The organism is Lysobacter sp. K5869 (assembly GCF_018847975.1).
Taxonomy (GTDB): domain Bacteria; phylum Pseudomonadota; class Gammaproteobacteria; order Xanthomonadales; family Xanthomonadaceae; genus Lysobacter.
On the sequence record NZ_CP072597.1, the window covers coordinates 4,277,774 to 4,299,669 of the forward strand.

The 21,896-nt window shown below is 70.6% G+C and carries 11 protein-coding genes; 1 reads left to right on the plus strand and 10 read right to left on the minus strand.

Annotation, left to right across the window (positions count from 1 at the left end; genetic code table 11):
- Nucleotides 1–93: 93 nt before the first annotated feature.
- From J5226_RS17985 to J5226_RS18030, 10 genes are all read right to left on the minus strand, one after another.
- Nucleotides 94–12,060 carry a filamentous haemagglutinin family protein gene (locus tag J5226_RS17985; RefSeq protein ID WP_215835795.1) on the minus strand — a complete coding sequence of 3,989 codons (11,967 nt, stop codon included), beginning with the start codon at nt 12,058–12,060 and terminating at the stop codon, nt 94–96.
- Between the two features lie 227 nt (nt 12,061–12,287).
- Nucleotides 12,288–12,719 carry a hypothetical protein gene (locus J5226_RS17990; protein ID WP_215835796.1) on the minus strand — a complete coding sequence of 144 codons (432 nt, stop codon included), beginning with the start codon at nt 12,717–12,719 and terminating at the stop codon, nt 12,288–12,290.
- Nucleotides 12,716–13,396, minus strand: a complete 681-nt coding sequence (locus tag J5226_RS17995) for a hypothetical protein (protein ID WP_215835797.1) — start codon at nt 13,394–13,396, stop codon at nt 12,716–12,718. Before J5226_RS17995 ends, J5226_RS17990 begins: the two co-directional genes overlap by 4 nt.
- Before the next feature lie 15 nt (nt 13,397–13,411).
- Entirely contained in the window at nt 13,412–15,133 is a 1,722-nt protein-coding gene (locus tag J5226_RS18000) for a putative porin (protein ID WP_215835798.1), read from the minus strand.
- A gap of 57 nt (nt 15,134–15,190) precedes the next feature.
- Nucleotides 15,191–15,859 (minus strand): TonB family protein, encoded by a 669-nt coding sequence (locus J5226_RS18005; protein ID WP_215835799.1) that lies wholly within the window; start codon nt 15,857–15,859, stop codon nt 15,191–15,193.
- A gap of 19 nt (nt 15,860–15,878) precedes the next feature.
- Entirely contained in the window at nt 15,879–16,283 is a 405-nt protein-coding gene (locus J5226_RS18010; protein WP_206413124.1) for a biopolymer transporter ExbD, read from the minus strand.
- On the minus strand, nt 16,280–18,100 hold the full coding sequence (locus J5226_RS18015) for a DUF2341 domain-containing protein (protein ID WP_215835800.1): 1,821 nt from the start codon (nt 18,098–18,100) through the stop codon (nt 16,280–16,282). Before J5226_RS18015 ends, J5226_RS18010 begins: the two co-directional genes overlap by 4 nt.
- Before the next feature lie 154 nt (nt 18,101–18,254).
- Complete coding sequence (locus J5226_RS18020) at nt 18,255–19,850, minus strand: ShlB/FhaC/HecB family hemolysin secretion/activation protein (RefSeq protein ID WP_255322843.1); 1,596 nt, start codon at nt 19,848–19,850, stop codon at nt 18,255–18,257.
- Nucleotides 19,851–20,339: 489 nt separating this feature from the next.
- A complete protein-coding gene (locus tag J5226_RS18025; RefSeq protein WP_215835801.1) occupies nt 20,340–20,489 on the minus strand; it encodes a hypothetical protein in 150 nt (49 codons plus the stop codon).
- 83 nt (nt 20,490–20,572) lie between these two features.
- Nucleotides 20,573–21,316 carry a SapC family protein gene (locus J5226_RS18030; protein ID WP_215835802.1) on the minus strand — a complete coding sequence of 248 codons (744 nt, stop codon included), beginning with the start codon at nt 21,314–21,316 and terminating at the stop codon, nt 20,573–20,575.
- Between the two features lie 291 nt (nt 21,317–21,607).
- Between J5226_RS18030 and J5226_RS18035 the strand changes: the two genes are divergently transcribed.
- On the plus strand, nt 21,608–21,871 hold the full coding sequence (locus J5226_RS18035) for a hypothetical protein (protein ID WP_215835803.1): 264 nt from the start codon (nt 21,608–21,610) through the stop codon (nt 21,869–21,871).
- The last annotated feature ends 25 nt before the right edge of the window (nt 21,872–21,896 follow it).

The window sequence follows — 21,896 nt, forward strand, 5'->3', positions numbered from 1 at the left end:
GACTCGGCGTCCTCGCCCCGCACGCATCGCCCCAAAACGAACGGGGCGGCCCAGCGGCCGCCCCGTTCGACTGCGATCCTGCTCAACCCTTCGTCAAGGCGCGTTCGCGCACCGCGGGTCGTTGACGCCGCACTGACCGAACCCGATCACCTGCACCGAAATCACCGCCGGCAGATCGCGCCCGCCCATCGCCGGACGTTTCTCGGCCATCTGCTCGGCCACCGAGTTCACCCCCGCGTTCGCCGACGAGGCCGCGCTCAGCGCGCCGGTGTCGACGTTGCGCGCGACCGGGATGCCGAGGGATTCGCCATCGACCTGGATGTTGTCGGCGTTGGCGATGGTCTGCGCGGCGACGATCAGGTTGCCGCCGATGCGGATGCCCGCGTCGCCGGCGTCGATGGTGCCCCGCGGCGCCACCAGCACCGCGTCGCCGGCCTTGCCGCCGGTCGCGGTCTGCAGGGTCGCGATGCCGGCGCCGGTGACGAGGCCGCGCGCGTCGATGCGGCAGTACTGGTCCACGTCGCAGACGTAGCGCACCGGCGGTTTGTCCGAAGAAGTCTTGGCGCCCTTGCCGGCGTTGATGTCGCCGTTGGAGCTCCAGATCGTCAGATCGCCGCCGCGCTGGGTGAAGATGCGGCTCTGCGCGAGCAGCACGCTGCGGTCGGTGAAGATGCCGATGTCGCCGACATCCAGCGTCAACACGCCCTGCTGGTTGGGGCCGATCACGGTCTCGCCGCGGTTGTTGGTCACCAGCGGCGGCGCAGCCACGCTGCCGACCAACAATTCGCCGCCCGGCCCGAGGATGCGCACGTCGCCGCCCTGCTGGGTCTGCAAGGTCGAACCGCGCATGTCCAGGCGGCCGGTCGCCACCGGCGCATCGGCGCCGTTGGCGCCGCCGTCGAGGCGATTGGCGGTGTAGCCCAGCGCCGACGGGAACAAAGTGTTGATCGCGCGATAACCGGCGGCGTACTTGCCGAACTCGGGGCTGGCCGGGTTCTTGTTGTCGCGGCCGGCGCGTTCGAGCAGGTCCAGGAACACACGGTCGGCCAAGCGCTGCTGCACCGCTTCGGGCAGCTGCGCGAACTCGGCCCAGGCTTGCTGCGGCGACAGCTCGCCGCCATCGCTTCCGGCGTCGCGGCGCTGCTGGCGCACGTAGTCGGCCAACCAGGCGCGATACGCCGCCGATTCCTCGCCGGCCGGATCGAGATAGCGCGCGGCGAACGCGCGCGTGTCGATGCCCGGCGCCACGCCGAAGCGCACCACCAAGTCGGCGCCGTCGTAACCCAATCCCGCGTTGTCGCGATTGCCGATGGTGCGGATACCGCCGCCCTCGGCGCGCAGCTGGTTGAACGCGTAGGCCTCGTTGGCCGAAGTGAACGGCCCCAGGTCGCGCCCGGCCTGGATTTCGAAGCTGCCCGGCCCGCCCAGTTCCAGCCAACCGTAGCGGCTGACCCGCCCGGAAATGCTGCGGCCCAGCGGACGGTCGTACAGATCGCGCCCGGCCAGCACGCGCGTGGCGTCGCTGGCGCGATAGTTCTGCCCGCGCAAATCCAGATCGACGATGTCGCGGCCGGCGCGGATCGTCGCCGGCTTGGGCAGATCCAAGGTCAGCGTGTTGAAGCTCTGCCGCTGATCCGGCAAACCGTTGACGATGTCGCCGAGCGCGTAGATCCGCACCGGCTCGCGGTCGTCGCGGTGCAGGTTGGCGCGCTGGTCGCGGCCGGGCGCGAACACGTCCACGCGCGAGAAATCGAACGCGGTCGCTTCCGGCAGGCTCGACAGCGGCTGCAGCGGCGACGGCATCCACGACGGATCGATATCGAGCAGCCGCAGCGTATCCAGGCGCGGGTACTGCTCCGAATACAGCAGCACGTCGCCGCCCGCGAGCAGGCTCAAACCGCCGGTGGCCGAGGGGAACAGTTGCCCGCCGTTGCGCACGCTGACGTCGCCGGCGATCGCGATCAGGCTGACCGAACTCGGCAGCACCTGCGCGAACAAGGAGTTGCTGCCGATGTTGTACGGCGACTGCGGCCGCCCCGCATCGCGCGCGCCGTAGCCGAACAGCGCATCGCCCAGCGACAGGCTGCCGAGCTGCACGTCGCCGGTGACCGAGGTCGCCGCGAACGAGGCGTTCGCGCCGAAGCGCTGCGAATCGACTTCGCGTTCGCTCAGGCGCGCGTACGACGGGTTGAGCACGCGGCCGATATCGACGTCGCCGGCGGCGCTGGCGCGCCATTGCGCGTCCTGCATCGCCAGGATCGGCGCTACCGACGAGGTCATCGTCGAGACCGAGGTCGAAATGTTCTCGATGTACACCGGCACGCTGAGATCGTAGGACGAGCCGATGCGCCCGCCGGCGGTGAGCGCGCCCGCGCCCTTGGACACGAAGAAGTCGCCGCCGAGCACGTCGCGCCCGGCGTTGGCGATCAAGTCGCCGCCGCCGAACTGGCGCAGGCCGCCGGCGCCGTCGCGCATCCACGTGGTCGGCGAGGACGCCGACACTTCGATCAGATCGCGCCCCGCATCCAGGCGGATGTCGCCGCCGACGCTGAGCAAGCCCTGGGCGAAGGCGCCGAAATTGATCGAGGTCGACAGCGTGCGCCCGTCGTCGGTCGAGATCGTGTTGCCGGTCTGCATCCACGGCCACCAGTACTGGACCAGATAGGTACCGGCGACGCCGCTGCGGCGGCCGTCGCTGTCGCGGATCTGACGGTTGCCGACGATGTCGCGGCCGGCGCGCAGGCTGAGGTCGCCGGCCGCTTCCGGCGTCACCGCGCCGGTCACCGCGATCAGCGCGCCGTTGAGGTTCTGCGGCGAACCCGCGCCTTCCACGCGCGGCCGCGAGGTGTCGGCGCGGGTGCCCTCGCCCGGACGGCCGGCGGTGTAGACGCTGGCCGGCGCGTCGCGGTCGGCGAAGCGCACGTCGCGCGCGGCGACCAGTTCGATTTCGCCGGTGCCGGTGCGCAGCACGTTCGGCAGCAGCAGATCGCTCTGGCCGTTCTTGCGCAGCGTGGTGTGGCCGTCGAAGACGATGTCGGCCGCGCCACTGCCGGCGCGGTCGGGCGCGACGCTGGCGAAATCGGCGCCGGCGACGAAGCGATAGCGGCTGCTATCGCCGCCGAACAGTTGCTGTTCCAGCCACGGCGTCGGCCGCTCGGCGCTGGCTTGCAGGCTCGGCGTGCGGTCGGCGGCGGGCGGCACAGGGCCGAGCACCGGCAAGTACGGCGTCCACGTCATCGGCGGCAGCTCGCCGTTGGCGACGCGGTTGGCCAGATCCAACACGTAGCCGCGATAACGTTCCAGATAGCCGGCGTAATCGCCCGGCCCGGTCGGCGGCGCCGGCTCGGCGATGCCCGCGTCGCCGACGCCGGCGATGGAGATCAGCAGATCGATGAAGCCCATCAGCGAAGTGCCCGGGCCGACGATGCCGTCGAGCGCGCTGTCGGGACGGGTCATCATCCCGAACAGTTCGTCGTACTGGCCGTAGTACTGGCCGGATTCGTCGTTGGGATCGTACTGCGGCGGCTCGGGCAGGAACGCCAGCGAATCGGGCATCGACGGCGGCGTGTTCTGCAGCCATTGGTTGCGCGCGCCGACCGAACCGTCGTAAGTGCCGACCGCGCCGCTGCCAGCGGCGTTGTAGTTGTAGAAGCCGTCGCTGATGCTGGCGGCGATCTGCAGATCGCCGGCCGCGCGCAAGGTCAGCACCGGCGCAGCGCCCTGGTAGCGGAAGTCCGGCGCGTTGCGGTCGCCGGAGTTCAAGTTCCAATTCGTCAGCACGCGGATCGCGCCGCCGTCGCGGGACGCATCGGGGTTCTGCAACTCGATGCCCGGACGCGCGCGGAAATTGGCGATGCCGGCGAACCGCTCGCCGAAGGCGAAGCCCGGATTCTGGGCGAAGCGCATCAGCGTGCCGGCTTCGTGCTTGACGCCGTCGCCGTCGATGTAGCCGTAGAAGCCCTGGTGCGCGGCGTTGGCCGCGTCCGGGGTGAAGTAATGGGTCTTGAGGTAAGTCGCGAGTTGCTCCGGCGTCTGCGGCGCGGCCAGTTCGGCGCCGCTGGCGTCGCGCCACGTTCCGGCCACCAGCTTGCCGTCGGCGCCGTACCAGCCGGCCGGATCGACGATGCCGTCGAAATGGCGCTCGGGATGCGCGGGATCGACCGCATCGGCCGCGCTCCACACCGCATAGGCTTCCAGGCCGACTTCGCGCGCGCCGACGATCGCGGCGGGACTGTCGATCACGACGTTGACGTCGCCGCCGACCAACAGCGGCGCGCGCAGCTCGACCTTGCCGCCCGACAAGCCGCCGGCGCTGCCGCCGCGCACGTCGATCAACGCGTCGCGGCCGATGCGGATGACGCCGGCCGCGTCGCTGAGCACGTTCTGATAACCGTAATCGGCGTTGAGCGTGCCGTCGCTGCGCCCGCCGGTGCCGATGCGCACGGTGCCGCCGCGCTTGTCGGCGGCGCTGCCGTTGGCGAGCAGGCGGCCTTGCAGCTCCACGCCGTGGCGGCCGTACAACTCGATGCGGCCGCCTGCGCTGCCGGAGGCGTCGATGTCGCCGAGCACGCGCACGTTGCCGTTGGCCGCGTCGCGCAGCAGCGCGTCCGCGCCGCCGTCGGCGATCAGGCTGACCTCGCGCGCCTTCAGGGTTTGCCCGGCGCTGAGCTGCAAGTTGCCGGCGCGGCTGCGCACCGAGACGCTGCGGTCGATGCCGCTTTGCGCCAAACGCTGCGCCAGCGCGTCCAGGTCCAGCGCCGAGCCGCTGTCGAGTTCGATCCGGCCGCCCTGCCCCTTCGGCGCCGCGCCCTTGAGCGTGCCGTCGAGCGCGATCGCGCCTTGCGCCGCGAGCAGGCGCAGTTCGCCGGCATCGCCGCCGCCGGCCGCGGCGGACACGTCCAGGCCCGCGCCGGAGGCCAGCGCGATCCCGCCGCGTTCGGCGCGCAATTCGATGCGGCCGCCCGGCGCGTACACCGGCTGATCGAAGATCGCCTTCGGCAGCGCCGACACGTCGATAGCGCTGCCGGCGTCCAGGCGCACGTCGCCTTGGGTCGCGACCAAACTCGCGCGGCCGGAGTTGGCGCGGATCAGCGCGCTGCCGGTCACGCTGGCGCCGCGCAATTCCAGCGCGCCGCCTTGCGGCCGCGCCGCGTCGCCCGCGGCCTCGCCCACGCGCGCCAACACGATCGCGCCGCCGCTGCGCAGGCTTTGTTCGGCGCCGCCCTCGGCCTGGATCAACGGCGCTTGCAGGCGCAGATCGGCGGCGCCGAAATCGACGCTTCCGCGACCACCGGCGGAAATCTGCTTGCCGGCGTCGACCGACACCTTGTCGAATCCGGCGAACTGCGAATCGCCGCCGGTGAAGGCGACCGCGTCGCCGCGCAGTTCGAGCGCGCCGGCGCCGGCCGGCGCGTCGCCGGCCGGGCCGCCCTGCACGCCCAATTCGTTGCCCAGGCTCAAACGCTGCGCGCGCAGGCGCACGCGGCCGCCGTCGCCGCCGAAGCGGCGCGCGCTGAGGTTGAGTTCGCGGTCGCTGTCGACTTCGATGTCGCCGTAGAACGCCATTTCGCCGTAGCTGCGCAGGCTGACCCGCTGCGCCTGACCGAACTGCGCGAGCGTGTTGCGGCCGACCACGAAGCCGTCGTAGTCCGCGTTCGGATCGGCGCTGAACACCACGCGCCCGCTGCTGGCCTGGATGTCGCGGCCGGCGAGCACCGCGCTGGCGTCGACGCGGGCGTTGCCCGAAGCATCGAGCATCAGCGCCGCGCCGCCGTCCACGCGCGCGCCAGCGCCGATGTCGAGCAGGCCGCGCGATTGCGCGAACGCCGGCAAGCCGCGGCGCTGCAGCGTCGCCGCGCCGGCGTTGGACACGCGCAGCAGCGCGCCGTCGCCGCTGATCGCCGGGCGGTTGCTGGCGGCATCGGCGTTCTGGCCGACGCTGAGTTGCAGATCGCCAGCGCCGGCCAGCGCGCCGCGCGCCTGGATCACGCTGCCGTCTTCCAGGCGCACGCCCTGGCTGCCGTCGCCGGCTTTCGCGACCAGCACGATTTCCGGGCCTTGCAGCGGCGAGGCGGCGTCGTTGGACACCAGCACGTCGCGCGCGCGCACCGAGATCGCGGTGCCGTCGCTACCGCGTTCGCGCACGCCGCCGATCAACAGGCTGCCGGCGCCGAGCGCGCTGAGCTGGCCGGCGTCGAGCTGCACGTAGCCCTCGCGCGCGGCTTGGTTGCGGCCGCGGATCTGGATCGCGTCGGCGACCAGATCGATCTGCGCGGCCGCGCCGCCGTCGGCGGCGGCCACGTCCAAACGCGCGGCCAGTTCCAGCGCGCGCTGCGCGCTGAGCACCAGCTGGCCGCCGTCGCGCGGCAGCTGCGGCGCGAAGCGCCCGGCCTTGCTCGCTTGTTCGGAGAAGAACTTGTTGGCGCGGCTGAGCTGGTACTGCGAGTACTGGCCCCACACCGCCGCCGACTGCACGTCGAACAGTTGCGAACGCGCCTCGCGCGCGCCGCTGAGCGCATCGACGTAGTAACCGGCGACGCGGTGGGTGCCGTCGGGCGCGGTCAGATTCTGGCTCGCCAGCGCGTCCTGGCCGCCGCTGCGCTGGACCACGCGGAACGCGCCCGGCAGGGTCGCGTAACGGCCCGGCAGCAAGGTGTAGACGCCGTCGGCCAGCCCCGGCACGCCGGACAGATACACCGACTTGCCGACTTGCCCGCCGCCCGCGCCTTGGCTCAGCAGCGGATCGCTCGCCGCCAGCGGCGACTGCGCGCCCGGCACGATCGCGTAGACCTCGCGCGCATCGGGATACAGCGAGGCGCGCGTGCCGCTGCCGCCGTCGGCGTAGCTGACCGCGTAAGTCGACAACAGATCGCGGCTGCCGCCGGTGCCGGCCACCCATTCGAAGGCTTGCAGATCGCCGCCGCCGGACAGATCGACGCGCGCGCCGTCCTGCAGCGCCAGTTCGGCGCCGTCGAGCGAGATGCGCTTGAGCGGCGGCGCGGTCAGGCGCTGCTCGACGTCGTTGCCGTCCCACTGCAGCGAATCCACGGTCTTGCCGTAGGGCAGCACGCGGCCGTCGAGCGAGACCGAGGTGAGGCTGCCCGGCGCCAGCGTCACCTTGCGGGTCGGGGTCAGCGCGAGCTGGTTGAACAGCGCGCGCGTGGCCGGGTCGTCGGCGTTGGCCGCGCCGAGCACGATCTGCCCGGCCGGCGCGCGCAGGGTGCCGGCCTGCTCGATTTGGGTCGCGTCCAGCAGCAGCTGGCCGCCGGCCGACAGCGGCAGCGCCGCCGCGTTGCCGTTGCCGGCGATGCGGATCGAGGTATCGGCGCGCTGGCCGCCCGCGTCCTTGGCGCCGAGCGCGCGCACGATGAAGGTCTCGCCGGTGGCCGGATACAACTGCGCGGCGCGGAACGACAAATCGCCGCCGGTCAACAGTTCGCCCGGCACCCGCCGCACTTCGTTGGCGATGGTCGCGCTCTGGTATTCGTTGGGCGTATGGAAACGGATGTCGCCGCGGCTGTCGAACGAGGCGTCGGCGAAATTGCGCAGCGCCACGCGGCCGCCGATGTCGATGAAGCCGGCTTCGACGCTGAGCGTCGCCGCGCCGGGCTGGCCCGGCTCCGCCAGCGCGACCGCGGCGTCGCCGCCGAGCCCTTGCAGCGAGACATAGGCCGAACGCAGGCGCGCCGCGCCGCGCTCGCCGCCGGCCTGGAACGCGCGCGCGTTGATCATCAGCGCGCGCGCCGGCGACAGCGTCACCTCGCCGTCGAACACCACCGGTACCACGCCGGGGCCGCGGATCAGGCCGTCTTCGCCGATCCCGACCAACACGGTGTCGATGCCCGAACCGTCGAGTGCATCGGCCTGGAAATGCATCGTGCCCGAAGGCTGGCTGCGTCCCGGCTCGATTACGCCGCCCGCGCGCGCGGCCGCGTCGAGCCGGCTGCCGCTTTGATAGAACACGATCTGCGACGTCGCCAGCGGCGCGCGGCCGCCGCCGAGATCGAGCGGCCGCACGCTCTGCGCGGTCAGCAATTGCACGCTGCCGCCGCGCGCCTGCGCGTCGCCGCCGGCGGCCTGGATGCGGCCGTCGAAGAACAAGCCGCCCGCGGCGGCCAGCACCAGCTCGCCGCCGTCGCTCCAGACCGCGCGCGGCTGCAGCGGCGCTTGTCCCAGCGAGCCGCCGTCGGCCGGCAGATCGAACATCGCGCGGCCGCCGGACAGATCCAGACGCGCGCCCTGCTCCACCACCACGTAACCGCCGTCGTTGCTCAGGCGGATGCGCCCGCCGTCGAGCACCTTGCCGTCGCGCGGCGCGGCGCCGCCGTTCGGCAGCGGCGTCTCGAACGGATTGAGCAAGGCGACGCCGGACACGTCGAGCACGGCGTCCGCGCCGACCCACACCGATTTGTCCGCGCGCCAGTAATCCACTTGCGAGGGGCTGTGCGACGGCGACAGCGCGTTGCTCGAGGTGTCGCCCGACAGATCGATGCTGCCGCCGTGCGCGACCACCGAACCCAGCACGGTGAGCTGCCCGCGCGAGCCCAGGCGCACCGCGCCGCCGGCGTCCACTTGCACCTGCGCGCCGCGCCCCAGAGTCAACGTGTCGCGTATCGCGTCCACGCCCGGCACGTTCTGCAAGGTGCGGCCGGTCGCCGCGCCGGCTTCGAGGAAGAAGTCGGCGGCGTCGCGGTGGTAATCGTCGAGCCGGCCGAACGCGCCGTAGCGGCCGGCACCGCTCGCGTCGAGACCGGCGTAGAGATCGCCGCCGCTGCGCAGTTCGCGCAGCGCGTCGAGGTCGGGCAGGAAGTTGCGCTGCGACACGCTCAGCGGCGTGCCCGCGAGGATGCGCGCGTCGTGACGCGCGACCAGATCGTAGGCGCCGAAGTCGCCGTCGCGGAAGAAGCCCGCGTCCAGGCGCAGGGTGCGCGCATCGGCGGCGAGCGCATCGCCCGCCGCTGCGCCGATCAGGATGTCGCGCGCGTGCAGGCTCAGCGTGCCGCCGCCGGCGAGGCCGCCGCCGCGCAGGTTCTGCGCGCTGAAGCGCAACTCGCCCGCGCCGGGTTCGGCGTCGAACTGCGAGGCCGGCAGGAACGGATTGAGGGTCTGGCCGCCGTCGCGCGGCTGGTACAGCTTCAACGCGATGTCGCCGCCGCGGCCGAGCGGCACGCCGTCCTTGGCCGCGAGCTGGCCGTTGGGCAGGATCCGGCCGCCGCCGGACACGTCCAGCAGCGCGCCCGGATCGAGCACGATCGAACCGCTGGCGTCGCGGCCGGCGCCGTCCAGGCGCGGGTACTCGGACACGCTCAGGCTGATCTTGCCGCCGTCGATATGCGCGCCGCCCTCGCGTTCGTCGGCGACGCGGTCGCGGTCGTTGACCCACTGCCCGCGCGCGAGCAAACGGCCGCCCGAACGCACGGTGATGCCGCGGCGCGCGCCGGCCTCCAGCGCGGGATCGTTCTCGCTGGTCGCGCTGAGCGCGATCTCGCCCGAATCGGCCTGCAAGGTCCCGGCCACGTCGACGCGCGCACCGCTCAGCGCGATGCGGCCGCCGGCGTCGACGCGCAGGTGCGCGTCCTGCGCCACGTCGATGCGCGAGAGCCGGTCGTTGAGTTCGACCGTGCCGAAGCCGGCGCGGTCGAGCGCCTGGGTCGACAACACTCCGCCCTGCCCCTGCGGCAAGCGCTGCTGCATGGAGAAATCCGCGGCCACGTCGGGCACCGCGCCGGCTTGCAGCGTCCACAGGCCGTAACCGCTGCCGGCGACCGACACGCTGAGCTTTCCGCCCAGCGCCGGCGCGCCGCGCGCGCGCTGGTCGCGGCCGGATTCGGCGTTGGCGCGCAGATCGCCGGCCAGCACCAGCCCGGTGTCGACGCGGGTCGCGTCGCTGCCGGCGTCCTGGCGCAGAGTGATGTTGAGCTGGCCGCCATCGCCGCCCTGGGCGTAATCGGATTCGTAATAGCGGTCCGAGCGCCCGAACGACGACAAGAAATACTCGCGCACGTTCCAACGCTGGTGATCGAGCGAGAACTGCCCGGCGAAACCCTGGTACGACTGCGACGGATCCGCACCGGCCAAGCGATAGGTGCGGCCGTCCGCGCCGATCACCCGCGGCGTTTCGACCATGCCGCCCTGGTAATGCAGGAAACCGCCGCTGACGTCGATCACCGAACCGCCGCGGGCGACGAACTCGCGCGCGCTGACGTTGATGGTGCCGCCGTCGATCAGCAACTGGTCGATCCCGCGCGGACGCTGATCGGCGTAGCCGGCGGCGTTGAACAGCGGGCTGCCGACCCAGGCGCGGCCGTCGTCGGTCACGCCGCGCTCGCGCGCGTCGAGCACCACTTTCTTGCGGTAGAACGCGCCGCCGCGCAGCAGCGGCGAATCGGCCAGTTCGTTCTCGCCGACGCGTTCGATGGTGATGAAGTTGTCCGACATCGGCCGCAGCACGTCGGCGAGGCCGGCGACGTTGATCTGCGCGCCGCGGTCGATCTGGATGCGCGCGACTTCGGGTTTGTTGCTGCCGTCGCGCAGCGGTTCCATGCCGACCAGATCGAGCTTGGCGCCGGGCATCAGCAGCAGCGAGTTCTCCTGCATGCGCATCTGCGCCGCGGCCAGCACCGCGCTCGGCGGCTGGAAGGCCTTGTCGGCGGTCGGCGCGGAGGTGGTCGTCTCGCCGTCGCTGTCGGGCAGGATCGCGGTGACCGAGCCGTTGCCGAAGCTGAGCTTGCCGCCGGTGCTGCCGCTCAGATCGCCCGGGCGATCGACGCCGGCCGAACGCGCGTGGTTGGCGGCGACGATGGAAATGCGTCCCGGCCGGCTGACCGAGGTGGTGGTGCCGACGTAGCCGTCCTGGTGCAGGTCGTAGCCGGTCAGCGTCACCGCGCCGCGGCGGCTGGCAACGATGCCGGTATTGTCGAGTCGGCCGTAACCCGCGTTCGGCGCGCTGGCCTGCGGCGCGACGCCGCTGTAGCGCAGGCTCAGCTCGTTGCCGTTGCCCGACGAGGCCGGCGTGGAGAACGCGCCGACCACCGCGGCCAACTGCGCGTGGCCGTCCTCGGCGATCACGCTGCCGGCGTTGCTGAGATTCGGCGCGGCGACCAGGGCGAAACCGCCCGAACCGGTCTTGAGCTGCGCGCCGGCCTCGATGCGGATGTCCCCCGAAGCCTGCGGCCGCGCGGCGCTGCCGCCGGCGAATTCGGCCAGTTCCGACGTCAGCACCGCCACGTCGGCCTTGGCCCGGCGCACACCTTCGCCGATGAAGACGCGGTTGCTCTGGGCGATGTCGTTGCTGAAAAGATTGAGCGAGGACACCAGCAGCGAACGGGTGTTGACCTGGCTGGTGCCGCCGAAGATCACGCCGTTGCGGTTGAGCAGGTACACGCTGCCTTCGGCCTTGATCTGGCCGAAGATTTGGCTGGGCCGGCCGCTGGGATCGTCGACGCGGTTGAGCGCGATCCAGTCGTTGCCGCCGCCGGTCTGGTTGCCGCCGCGCTGGTCGAAATGCACCGTGGTGCGGCGGCCGACGTTGAAGCTCTCCCAGCTCAGGATCGCCTTCTTCTGGGTTTGCTCGATGGTGACGGTGACGTTACCGCCCGCATCGTTGTTCTGGGTCGGCCCCTTGGCGCCGAGCCACAGCTTGGACTGGTTCAAGCGCGGGTCTTCCACCGCGATCGCGCCGGGCTCGAAGCGCACGCCGGCGGCGACCTTGAGGCCGCCCTGGACCAAGCCGTCGGGCACTTGATTGGCCGCGGCCGATGCCGCCGCCGCGGCGCGCGCGGCGACTTGCGCGGCGTCGAGCGCCGAGCGCACCCGCGCGGCCTGGGCGAAGGCGTCGAGCGAGCGCTGCGCCATCTGCTGCGCCTGCACCGATTGCAGCCCTTGCTGCTGCACCGAACGCGCGGCCTGTGCGGCCGGATCGGCGCTGCGGCGCGCGAACGGATTGGGATCGGCGTGCGCGGCGCCGCCGACCAGGGCCAGCGAGATCGCCGCGCTCAGCGCCAACCGGCGCAGGCGCGAAGGACGGCCAGAATCGTTGCCGGCGAGGGGCTTGCGGGTCATGACGGCTTCCTTTGCGCGGGTAGCGGCGACGCGGCGGAGGCGTCGCTGTGGGCGACGCGGTGGAATGAAAGGTGCGTGGTACGGGCGGCGACGGCGCGGCGGCCGTCGCGTGTTGCTGCTTCATCGCCGCGCGGGAGCGGCGCCAGGAACAGCGTTCGCGCCGGCGCGAACGCGCCTTGCGCTGTGGCGCTTTCTGAGGCGTCGTCGGCCGCTCGTGCGCGCATCGTTCAATGCCCCGGCGGCCGCGACAGCGGCGTGGCGGGGAACACGCGTTCGGGGCGCTGCGGCGTGATCGACTTTCCGTACTGATTGCCGAGCCGCTGCCGCGTCGCCGCGGGCACGGCCAGCCCCTGCCCGATCGGCGCCAAGCGCTCGCCGGGCGAATCGGCGGCGTTGTTCGGCGCGACCTTGTCGACTTCGGACTTGATCGCCTCGTTGATGCAGTCCCAGCGTCCGGCTTCGTCGTGGCCGATGCGCACCTGCACGCACGGCGGCGGCGCGGGTTTCGACGCCGGCAGGATCCGCCGCTGCGCCGGCAGCGCCGCGGCGAAACCGAGCAACGCCACCGCCAGCGCCGCGCGCGCGAACGCGCCACGCGCGCCCGCCCCGCGCGAAGCCGCGCGGCGGGCGACGACGGCGCGGGCGCGCGGGTCGCTCATCCGCCGTTCGACGCGGTGCCGGCGGTGCGCGCGGCGGCATCGCCGGCGCCGCATTGGGCGGTCTTGGCGCGCTCGTCCTCGAGCGTGTTCTCCAGCTCGCGCGCGCGGTTCTCGCGTTCGACTTGGCCGAAGCCCAGCAGCGTCACCCGCCGGCCCTTGGCGTAGGCCGGATCGCGGTACAGCTGCGCCAGTTCGCGCCCGGCCTGATACAGCGCTTCGCTGCCGGCGGCGCAATCGGCCGCGCGCGCTTGCGCCGCGTCCAACCGCTTAGCCAGTTCGGCGCGCTCGCGTTCCTTCTGCTGGGCGCTGTTCGCGGCTTGTTCCTGCGCGCTGCGCCACTTCTGCGCTTCGCCGCGCGCTTGCTCGGCCGAAGCCGAGGCTTGGCCCAGGCGCTGTTGCAGCGCCGCCAGTTGCGCGCCGTCGGCGGCCGGCGCCGGCTTGGCCGCGCGGTTCTTGAGTTCGTCGCGCTCGCGCTCGGCCGCAGCGGTGGCGGCTTGTTGCTGGGCCAGCGCGGCCTCGGCCGTGCGCAGGCGCGAGGCGGTGTCGCGCAGCGCGTCGCGCAGGCGGGTTTCGTTGGCGCTCTGCGCGTGCGCGGCGGAGGCGGCGAACCACAGCGCCGCGAGCAGCGGCGCGCTGCGCAGCGCGGCGTGGCGGATCGAAGGCAGGGGCAGGCTCATGTCGGCGCTCCGCGATCAGAACTGGGTGTTGAGGTCGAGTTGAACGACATCGACCGAGTACGGCTGGCCGGTGACCTCGTTCGCGCTCAGCCAGCGCAGCCCCAACCAGGTGTTGCGGGCCAGGCCGAGCGAACCGCCGACGATGAAGCCGCGCGCGTTGGTGCCGCCGAGGTGGAAGTCCGAATCGGTGAACGCGTCGGGCACCGCGTCGGTGTCCACGCGCTTGTAGCCGATGCTCGCGTTCCAGTCCCAGGCCTTGGCGATCTTCGGCTGGCCGACCAGCAGGTTGATGTAGTAACCCATGTCGCCGCCGTCGAAGATCGCGGTGGTGTCGGCCGGGTCGAGCGTGGGCTTGAAGTTGTTGAGCGGGCCCAGCGCGCGGATGCGCTTGGCGTCGTACTTGAGGTTCTTGACCACATCGGCTTCGAGCACGATCTTGACCGGATCGAAGCGCGCGATCTCCAACTGCGCGTGCAGGTTGGCCACGCCGAATTCGCTGGCGTAGCCGAAGTACTGCAGCTGCGGACCGTTCGGCGCGCCTTGCGCCGGCACGATGTTGCGGATCGCGAACATGGTGTTGCCGAACTGCTGGAACTGCGGACGCGACAGGTCGGTGTCGCACACGTCCTTGGAGGTCGGCGCCAGGCACGGCGAGGAGAACTGGCCGTTGAGCTTGTCGAACAGGAAATAACCCAAGCCGACCTTCAGCGACATGTCGTCGGCGAAGCCCCAGTCCACGCCGGCCTGCGCGCCGTACAGCCACTTGTCGCGGCTGCTTTCCTTGTCGCGTTCCTGGGTCGAACCGAAGTCGAAGTCGGTGTTGAACACCGGGAACGCGCCGACGTTGACGAAGCTCTTGAACTGCGGGCTGTGCTGGAACGAGGCCTGCGCGGCCACGCCGTCGAAGTTCAGATCGTTGTCGAACAGCAGCTCGCTGGTCCAGAACGGATTCGGCGTGCGGCCGAAGTCGGCGCTGAGCCAGCTGGTCGGCTTGAGCCGGATGTAGGCGCGATCCAGCCACAGCGAATACTTGGACAGGTTGCCGCCGGCGCCGAGGCTTTGGTTGGTCGAGACCGGGCTGCGGTCGCTGCCGGTCGCCAAGCGCAGATCGGCTTCGACCCAATCGGAAATCTGCGCGTGCATGCCTAAGCGCGCGCGCAAACGCATGCGCGCGCGGTTTTTGGTGGTGTTGACGTACGGCACCGGGTTGGCGACCGGGTCGGCCACGTCGTAGCCGCTGCCGCTGTTGAGCGCGGCGAAGCTGGGGAACTCGCGGTAGTTCTCGCCGTCGTTGAGCACGTCCTCGGCGCGCGCGCGCAGGTCGCCGTAGAAGCTGATGCGCTGGGTCCATTCCGGCAGCGCGTTCGGCGCCGCCCAGCCTTCGCTCTTGGCCTGCTGCACCACTTCGGCGCGCAGTTCGTCCTTGATCTGCTGACGCACCACCTCCGGCACGTAGGGCACCACCACCGCGCCCGGCGCGGTCTGGTAGGCCGGTTGCGCGGCGGCGACCGGATGCGCCGCCGCGCTCGCGCTGGCCTCGGCGATCAGATCGTCGGCCTGCCCGCGGGTCAGCACGCCCTTGGCCACCAGCAGGTCGATCAGCTTCAGCGTCACTTCGGGGCTGATCTTCGCGGCGTCCACCGGCGCCGCCAGCGCCGGCGCGGCGCAGGCCGACAGCAGCGCCAGGGCCAGCGCGCGGAAGCGAAGACGGCGGAGCGGTTGAGTCGAAGCGGTCATGCGTTGCGTCCCTAAAAGATGCGTAGCCAAAAAGAAGTCGTAGCGGTGCGCGCCGCCTCAGCCCGGCGACACCGCGCCGATGCGCAGGTTGATCGGTTGCGGCATTTCCGCCGGCGGCGCCTGCGGCAGCGAGCGGCCTTGCAGCGCGGCGACGATCGCCGCGTCGAGCTCGGGCTTGCCGGTGGTGCCGACGATCTGCGAGCGCTGGATGGTTCCGTCCGGGTTGAGCCACATCGCCACCGTGGCGCTGTAGCGGCCCTTGCGGGTTTTCTCGCCTTGCTGCAGGTACTGCTGCACGGTCCGCTGCACCATCGCGGCATAACCGGCATACGGATTGCCGCCGCCGCCCTTGCCGCCGATGCGCGTGCCGCCACCGCCGGTGCCGGCCTGCAGGCCGAATTCGTTGTTGCCCGGCCCGGCGTCGGCGGTCAGTGGGTCGCCGGGCGGCTCGGCCGATTCTTCCTTCGGCGGCTCGATCGACTCGAACGGCGTGTTCTCCACCGGCTTGGGTTCTTCCATCGTCTTCTCCGGTTCCGGCGGAGGCGGCGGCGGTGGAGGCGGCGGCAGGATCACCTGGGTGATGCGCGGCGCTTGGCGTTTCGTGGTCGGCCCGGCGCCTTGCATCAGCGACCACACCAGCCACGCCATCACCGCGACGACGCCGACGACGCCGAGCGCGCCCCACAAGCGCGAGAACTTCGAGCCGCGGCCGTAAGTAGCGGACACGTCTAAGCCCCCCGCCCGCTCAACCTTGGCCCTGGCGCTGCGAGGCCAGGCCGATGGACGAGATGCCGAGCTTGCTGCACAGATCCAGCACGGCCATGACCTTGTCGTACTGCACCGCGCGGTCGCCGCGCAGGATCACCGGCAATTCGGCGTCGTTGGCCAGCGCGTTGCGCAATTGCTGCTCCAGCTCGCTCATGCTGACCGGCACCGCGTCGATGCTGACCTGACCGGCGTTGTCGATGGCGATGACCTTGGTCTTGGGCTGCGACAGCGGCTGCGCCGCGCTGGCCTTGGGCAGGTCGACCTTGATGCCCTGCACCGCCGCGGTGGTCATGATGATGAAGATCACCAGCAGCACGTAGGCCAGGTCCAACATCGGGGTGATGTTGATGTCGTCGTAAGGCTTCTTGCCCTGGACCTTCACGGCAGCGTCTCCGTCGACACGCTGCGGGCCAGATGCGCCGGCAGCGGCGCGTCGCCGGCGTAATCCTCGGCGATGCGCTTTTCCAGTTCGTCGACGAACACCTGCATGTCCGCGCCGATGGCTTCGGTGCGGCTGAGCAAGTAGTTGTAGCCGAACAGCGCCGGGATCGCGACGGCGAGGCCGGCGACGGTGGCCAGCAGCGCCGCGGCGATGCCGGGCGCGATGGCGTTGATGTTGACGTCGCCGGCCGCGGCCACCGCGGCGAAGGTGATCATCACGCCGACCACGGTGCCGAGCAGGCCGAGGAACGGGCCGCCGGAGATCGCGATGGTCAGCAGCACCATCATCTTGTTGAGGCGTTGGCCCTCGCGCACCGCGGCGGCGTCGAGCGCGGAGCGGATCGCGGCGATCGACTGCGGCCGCACCACCGAACGCCCGCCGCCCGCGGCGACGCGGTTGCGCAGTTCATCCAGGCCGATGGCGAGCAGACGCGCGAGATTGGACTTCTCGCCGTTCAACGGCCCATCGCCCTCGGCCGCGCGCACCCAGGCCGGATCGTGCAGCGGATACTCGCCGGCGTGCTTGCGGAAGGCCTGCAGGAAGCGTTCGTTGGCCTTGGACGTGGTGTTGACGAACAAGCCCTTGCCGATCATCACCCACCACGAGATCGCGGCCATGAAGCCGAGGATCACGATCACGATCCAGGCGTCGACGGTCAGCGCGCTGAACAGAATGCCGAAGTAGTTGTGGCCGCCGTCGCCGGAGCGCTGCTCGACCGGCTGGAAGGTCAGCAGCTTGGCGTCCAGGCCCTGGCTGTGCGCGGCGGCCTGGATCAGGCCGACCGGGCGCGCGACCTTGGACAGCTGCAATTCGTCGATCTGGCCGATGAAGTTCGGCCGCGCCGCGCCGTCTTCGCCGCCGATCCACAAGCCGGCGTTCGCCGCCGGCAGCGCCGCCGCGGCTTCGCCGGCCGGCGCGCCGTTGACGTAGACGCTGAGCTTGCCGGCGTCGGCGCGCACCGCGACGTGCGCCCAGCCTTCGCCGACCAGCGGCGCGCCGGCGGAGGTGCGCACGCCGGCGGCTTCGGCGTAGATCACGCCTTGTTCGATCGACAGCGTCAGCGCGCCCGGCAAGGACGCGATCACGCCGCTGGCGTTGGCGCCGGCCGGCTTGATCCACGCGCTCAGGGTCAGCGGCTGCGCGGCGGCGAGATTGAGCGAGGCCGAGGCCGGCACCTTGACCGGCGCCTTGCCGTCGAGCTGCAGGCCCGCGCCGATCAGCGCGGTGTCGGCCAGGGTCAACGGCGCCTGCGCGTTGTTGGCGTAGGCGGTGGTGTCGGTGCCGGCCGCGCCCTGGTTGGCGAAGTGGAACACCGCGATGCTGTCGGCGTCGTAGCTGCCCTTCGGATCGCCGCCGGGCGTGGCCTCGGGATTGCCGAAATAGACGTAGACCGAGGCCGCGGCGTTGGCGTCGAGCTTGGGCACGTCCACCCACGCCAGCGCGACCTGATCGACCAGGCCGTCGTATTTCTCGAAGTGGTACTTCAGCGGCGTGCGGTCGTCGGCGGCGATGAAACGCACATCGCTGCCGTCTTCCTTGGCGTCGGCGAAGTTGAAGTTGCCCGAGTGCAGGCGCACCAGCACTTGCGCGCGTCCGCCCGGCTCGGTCACCGCCGCGCCGGTGGAGGTGGTGTTGAGATCGATCTTGGCCCGGTAGTTCCACTTGCCGTCCCACCACGAGGCCGCCGCGGCCGGAGCCGACAGCAGCGAGAGCAGCAGCAACAGCGAACAGGCCAACAGCACGCGCAATTGAGTCACGACACTTTCCCCGGAAATGTTCGGTACGGCTTACTGAGTGCTTGCCATGGGAGGGCGTTCGGGCCCGGCATCCGTCGCCGCAGCCGCGATGCGTCCTGCGATGCGCAACGACTACGTCGGGGCTCGCGCCCCTCCCACACGTCTTCGGACTTCGTCAGAACTCGCCCCACAGCCGCACGCCCACCTCGACCGAGTCGGGTTTGCGTTCGCGTCCGCCGGGGCTGGACAACGGATGGGCCACGTCGATGGAACCGTTGAAATGGCCGAAGGCCTTGACCGTCGCGCCGATGCCGGCGCTGACCAAGGTTTCGCTGCGCGACTGCTCGGGCAGCGGATCGTTGAGGCGGATGTAGCCGGCGTCGACGAACGCGCGCAGGCGCAGTTCCTGGAACGCGTCGCCGAGCGAATCGGCGAACGAGGGCGTGCGCGCTTCCAGCGTCGCCGCGCCGCCGAGGTCGCCGAGCGCCTCGGATTCGTAATAGCCGCGCACGCTGTCGAGGCCGCCGATGCTGAATTGCTCGTTGCTGATCAGCGGCTCGCCGGCGAACTGGGTCTGCAGGCGCAGCATCAGCTGCGCGTCGCGTTCGGACTTCCAGGTGTAGGAGCCGCCGGCGCGCAGATAGAAGAAGTTCGGCTGGGCCTGATAGCGCTTGGCGTCGAACGCCGCGCGCCCGTCGCCGACGCCGCGCAGGTTGAACACCGCCGACAGCGCCAGATCGGCGACCGAGCGTTCCTTCACCCAATCGGCGTTGTAGTTGACGCTAAGCGGGAAATACTCGATCGGCACGGCGCCGCGGTCGGCGCCCTGGATCAGCGATTCGGTGAAATCCTTGTAGTCCACGCCAAGGCTGAGCGAGTGGTAGAAGCCCTCGCCCGCGGCGAAGGAGCGCATCAGCCGCACGCCCGCCAAGGTGCCGTTGCCGATCACGTTGAGATCGCCGACCACGGCGATGTCGCTCTTGCTGCGCACCGCATAGCCCAGCAGCGACCACGGCGAGGCGCCGAAGCGGGCCAGATACGAGGCCGAATACACCTTGGCGTCGCTGCTGCGCTCCGGCGCGATCTGCACCGACACGCTGGCGCTGTGGCCGCGCTGCCACAGATTGTCGTAGCGCAGGCTCGCGGCCAGTCGCTGATCGGTGGTGTTGGCGCTGTTGCGGTTGTTGAGTTCGAGCGAGCCGTGCAGCGGCAGCTTGTCTTCGACGTTGAGATCGACGTCGACCGTGTTCGGCGTCGCGCCGGCCTTGATTTCCGGGGTGACGCGGCGGTCGGGCAATTGATTGAGCGCGACGATGTCGCGCTGCACATCCTTGAAGTTCGGCACCGCGCCGCGCGCCAACGAAGGCGCGGCGCGCTCGATGTCGTCGGGCGAGAAATAGTCCGCGCCGTTGACGCGCAGGCGGCCGATCTTCTGTTCGTTGACTTGCAGCGTCACCAAGCCGGTGGACACGTCCTGTTCGGGAATCACCACGCTGACGGTGGGAAAGCCGCGGCTGTCGTACAGCGACTGCAGCGCGGCGCGCGCGTTCTCCACGTCCTCTTCGCCGCGCTTGGGGCCCAGATGCGGATACACCACTTTCTCGATATCGAGATTGCTGAGCTGGCTGTTGCCCAGCACCTGATAGGCCAGGATGTCGAAACGCGGCGCGGCCGCCGCCGCGGCGCTCGCGTGGGCCGGCGTTTCCTGCGCATGGAGAACCGCCGGCCCGAGCATGGTCAGACCGGCGGCTGCGATGAGGCGTAGATGCATCGACCCGAAACCATCCCTGTTGCGCCGGTCCGGCGAAGGCGGACGGCAGACCGCGCCAAGGTAGGTTCGCTATGTGACGATGTTTGAACTACTACATGACAAGGCACATGGAAGACGCTTCGAATGTATCGCGCGTGCAACGCGATCCTCACAAGTCTGACGAATGACGCGCGAACTACGCGCTCGATCACGCGACATCTCAAGTGTATTTGAGCGGTATCACACAGGTAAGAAATGCGGCGATTTGTAGTTGCGTTGTGCAGCGCCTCGAACCGTCTCAGGCGATGTGGATTCGTTGTCGGCGCGATGCAAAGCCGCGCAATCGCGAGACGCTCGCAGCGCATTGCGAGAACGCCTGGCGGCTTCGCGCCGCTCGATGTGATTTTGCGTCGCGCGCCACGCACTCGCGCCGCGCGTTCTCGCGCAGCGCGCATGCAAGCCGAACGCGCGCATACGCCGCGAGGCGACGATGACAATGCCCGCCGCGGTTCAAGCGTTCGCGTCGAACGCTGAGAAACGCGGCGATACCCATCGCACTCGCGCCGCCGCCGGGATGTTGCTTATCGAAAACACGTCGCCGCGCGCGGCGACGTCTTCGGGCGCGACGCGGTTCTCCGCGAACGCCGCGACTTGAGACATCGCGCAGCTCTTTCGCCGCCGCGCAAAAAGAAAGAGCGGCCCGAAGGCCGCTCTTTCGTTCGATGCTTGCGACCGGCGCCGGCTCAGTTCACCGCGCCCGCCGCCTCGCCCTTGTCTTCCTGCTGGGCCAGTTCCGACAGCCGCTCCAGATTGCGCATCGACAGCAGGTGGGTGTAGATCAGGCCCAGCGCGCCGGTGCGGAACAGTTCGGGGATCTGCGCGTCGTCGAGCTTCATCAGCTTCTCTTCCGACACCGCGTACACGCCGTTCAATTCGGCCTGCGGCTGCTCGCCCGCGCCGAAGCGGATCACGCGCTCTTCCAGCAGGTCCAGTTCCTTGAGCTTGGCCGCGAACATCGCGGTGCGCTTGAACTCGTTGTGCAGGTCCTGCAGGAAGCCCATCGCCCGGGTCAGGCTCTCGGTGTCGGCGCCGTCGTCGCCGAACAGCGGCTCGCCCTCTTCCTCGGACAGGCCGTCGTAGGCCATGTCCACGCACACCGTGACCGTGCCGCTGTCGCGGTCCTCGGCCAGCACGAACGGGTACTGGCGCAGGAACGCCGGCACGTAGCCGCGGCGCCAGCGGGCGTTGTCGTCCACGTACAGGTTCTGCTGATTGCGCAGGCCCACCAGCACCGCCGGCAGGAAGTCGCCGTTGGCCAGCTTGGCGAACACGATCGCGTACTCGGTCGCCGCGCTAGGGAACTCGGCGGTGGCCACCGGCACCGAGTTGAGGCTGGCGGCGAAACGGGCGTTGTGCTCCGAAGTACGGATGCGCAGGCGGCGATGGGTGTCGCGGTTGAGCGGGACGACGCGGTCGTAGATCAGCATGGAGTTCCGATTCCTGGTGGCGGCGGCCGGCGGAAAGCCGCCGGCGTGAGCGGCGAAGATGCGCCATCGGCGTGACAGTTACAACGCGTCCGGCCGCCGGGCGGCCCGGCGCGCCGGGCTACCGTACTCCGGCGCGGGTGTGAACGCCACTTTCACGCGCGCCGGCGCCAGTCAAAAATGTCATCACATGCCTTCCCATATCGTGATTGCAGGCACACACAAAGCACTACGTGCCGGGTGCGACGGGGAGTGGCAGTTTTGTTCAAAGTGTCGTTGCGAGAACACGCTCTGTTGAGCGTCCTGGTCGGTCTGCAGCGCGGGGTGCAGCCGGAAACCAGCCATATGAAGCATGCGCTGATCGAAGACGGGCTGGCGCTGAGCGCGGACGGCCGGCTGAGCCTGTCCGACGCGGGGCAGACCTTGCTGCAGGCCTTGCAGCACATGGTGTGGGCCGAGGTGGAGTCGCTCCAGCAAGTGCTGGCGAACAAGTCGGCCCAGCCCAGCGACGAGGTGCTGCGGATGTCGCGGCTGCCGGTGGCGCCCGGGCCCGAATAGCCCGGAGCCCCCTGGTAGGAGCGGC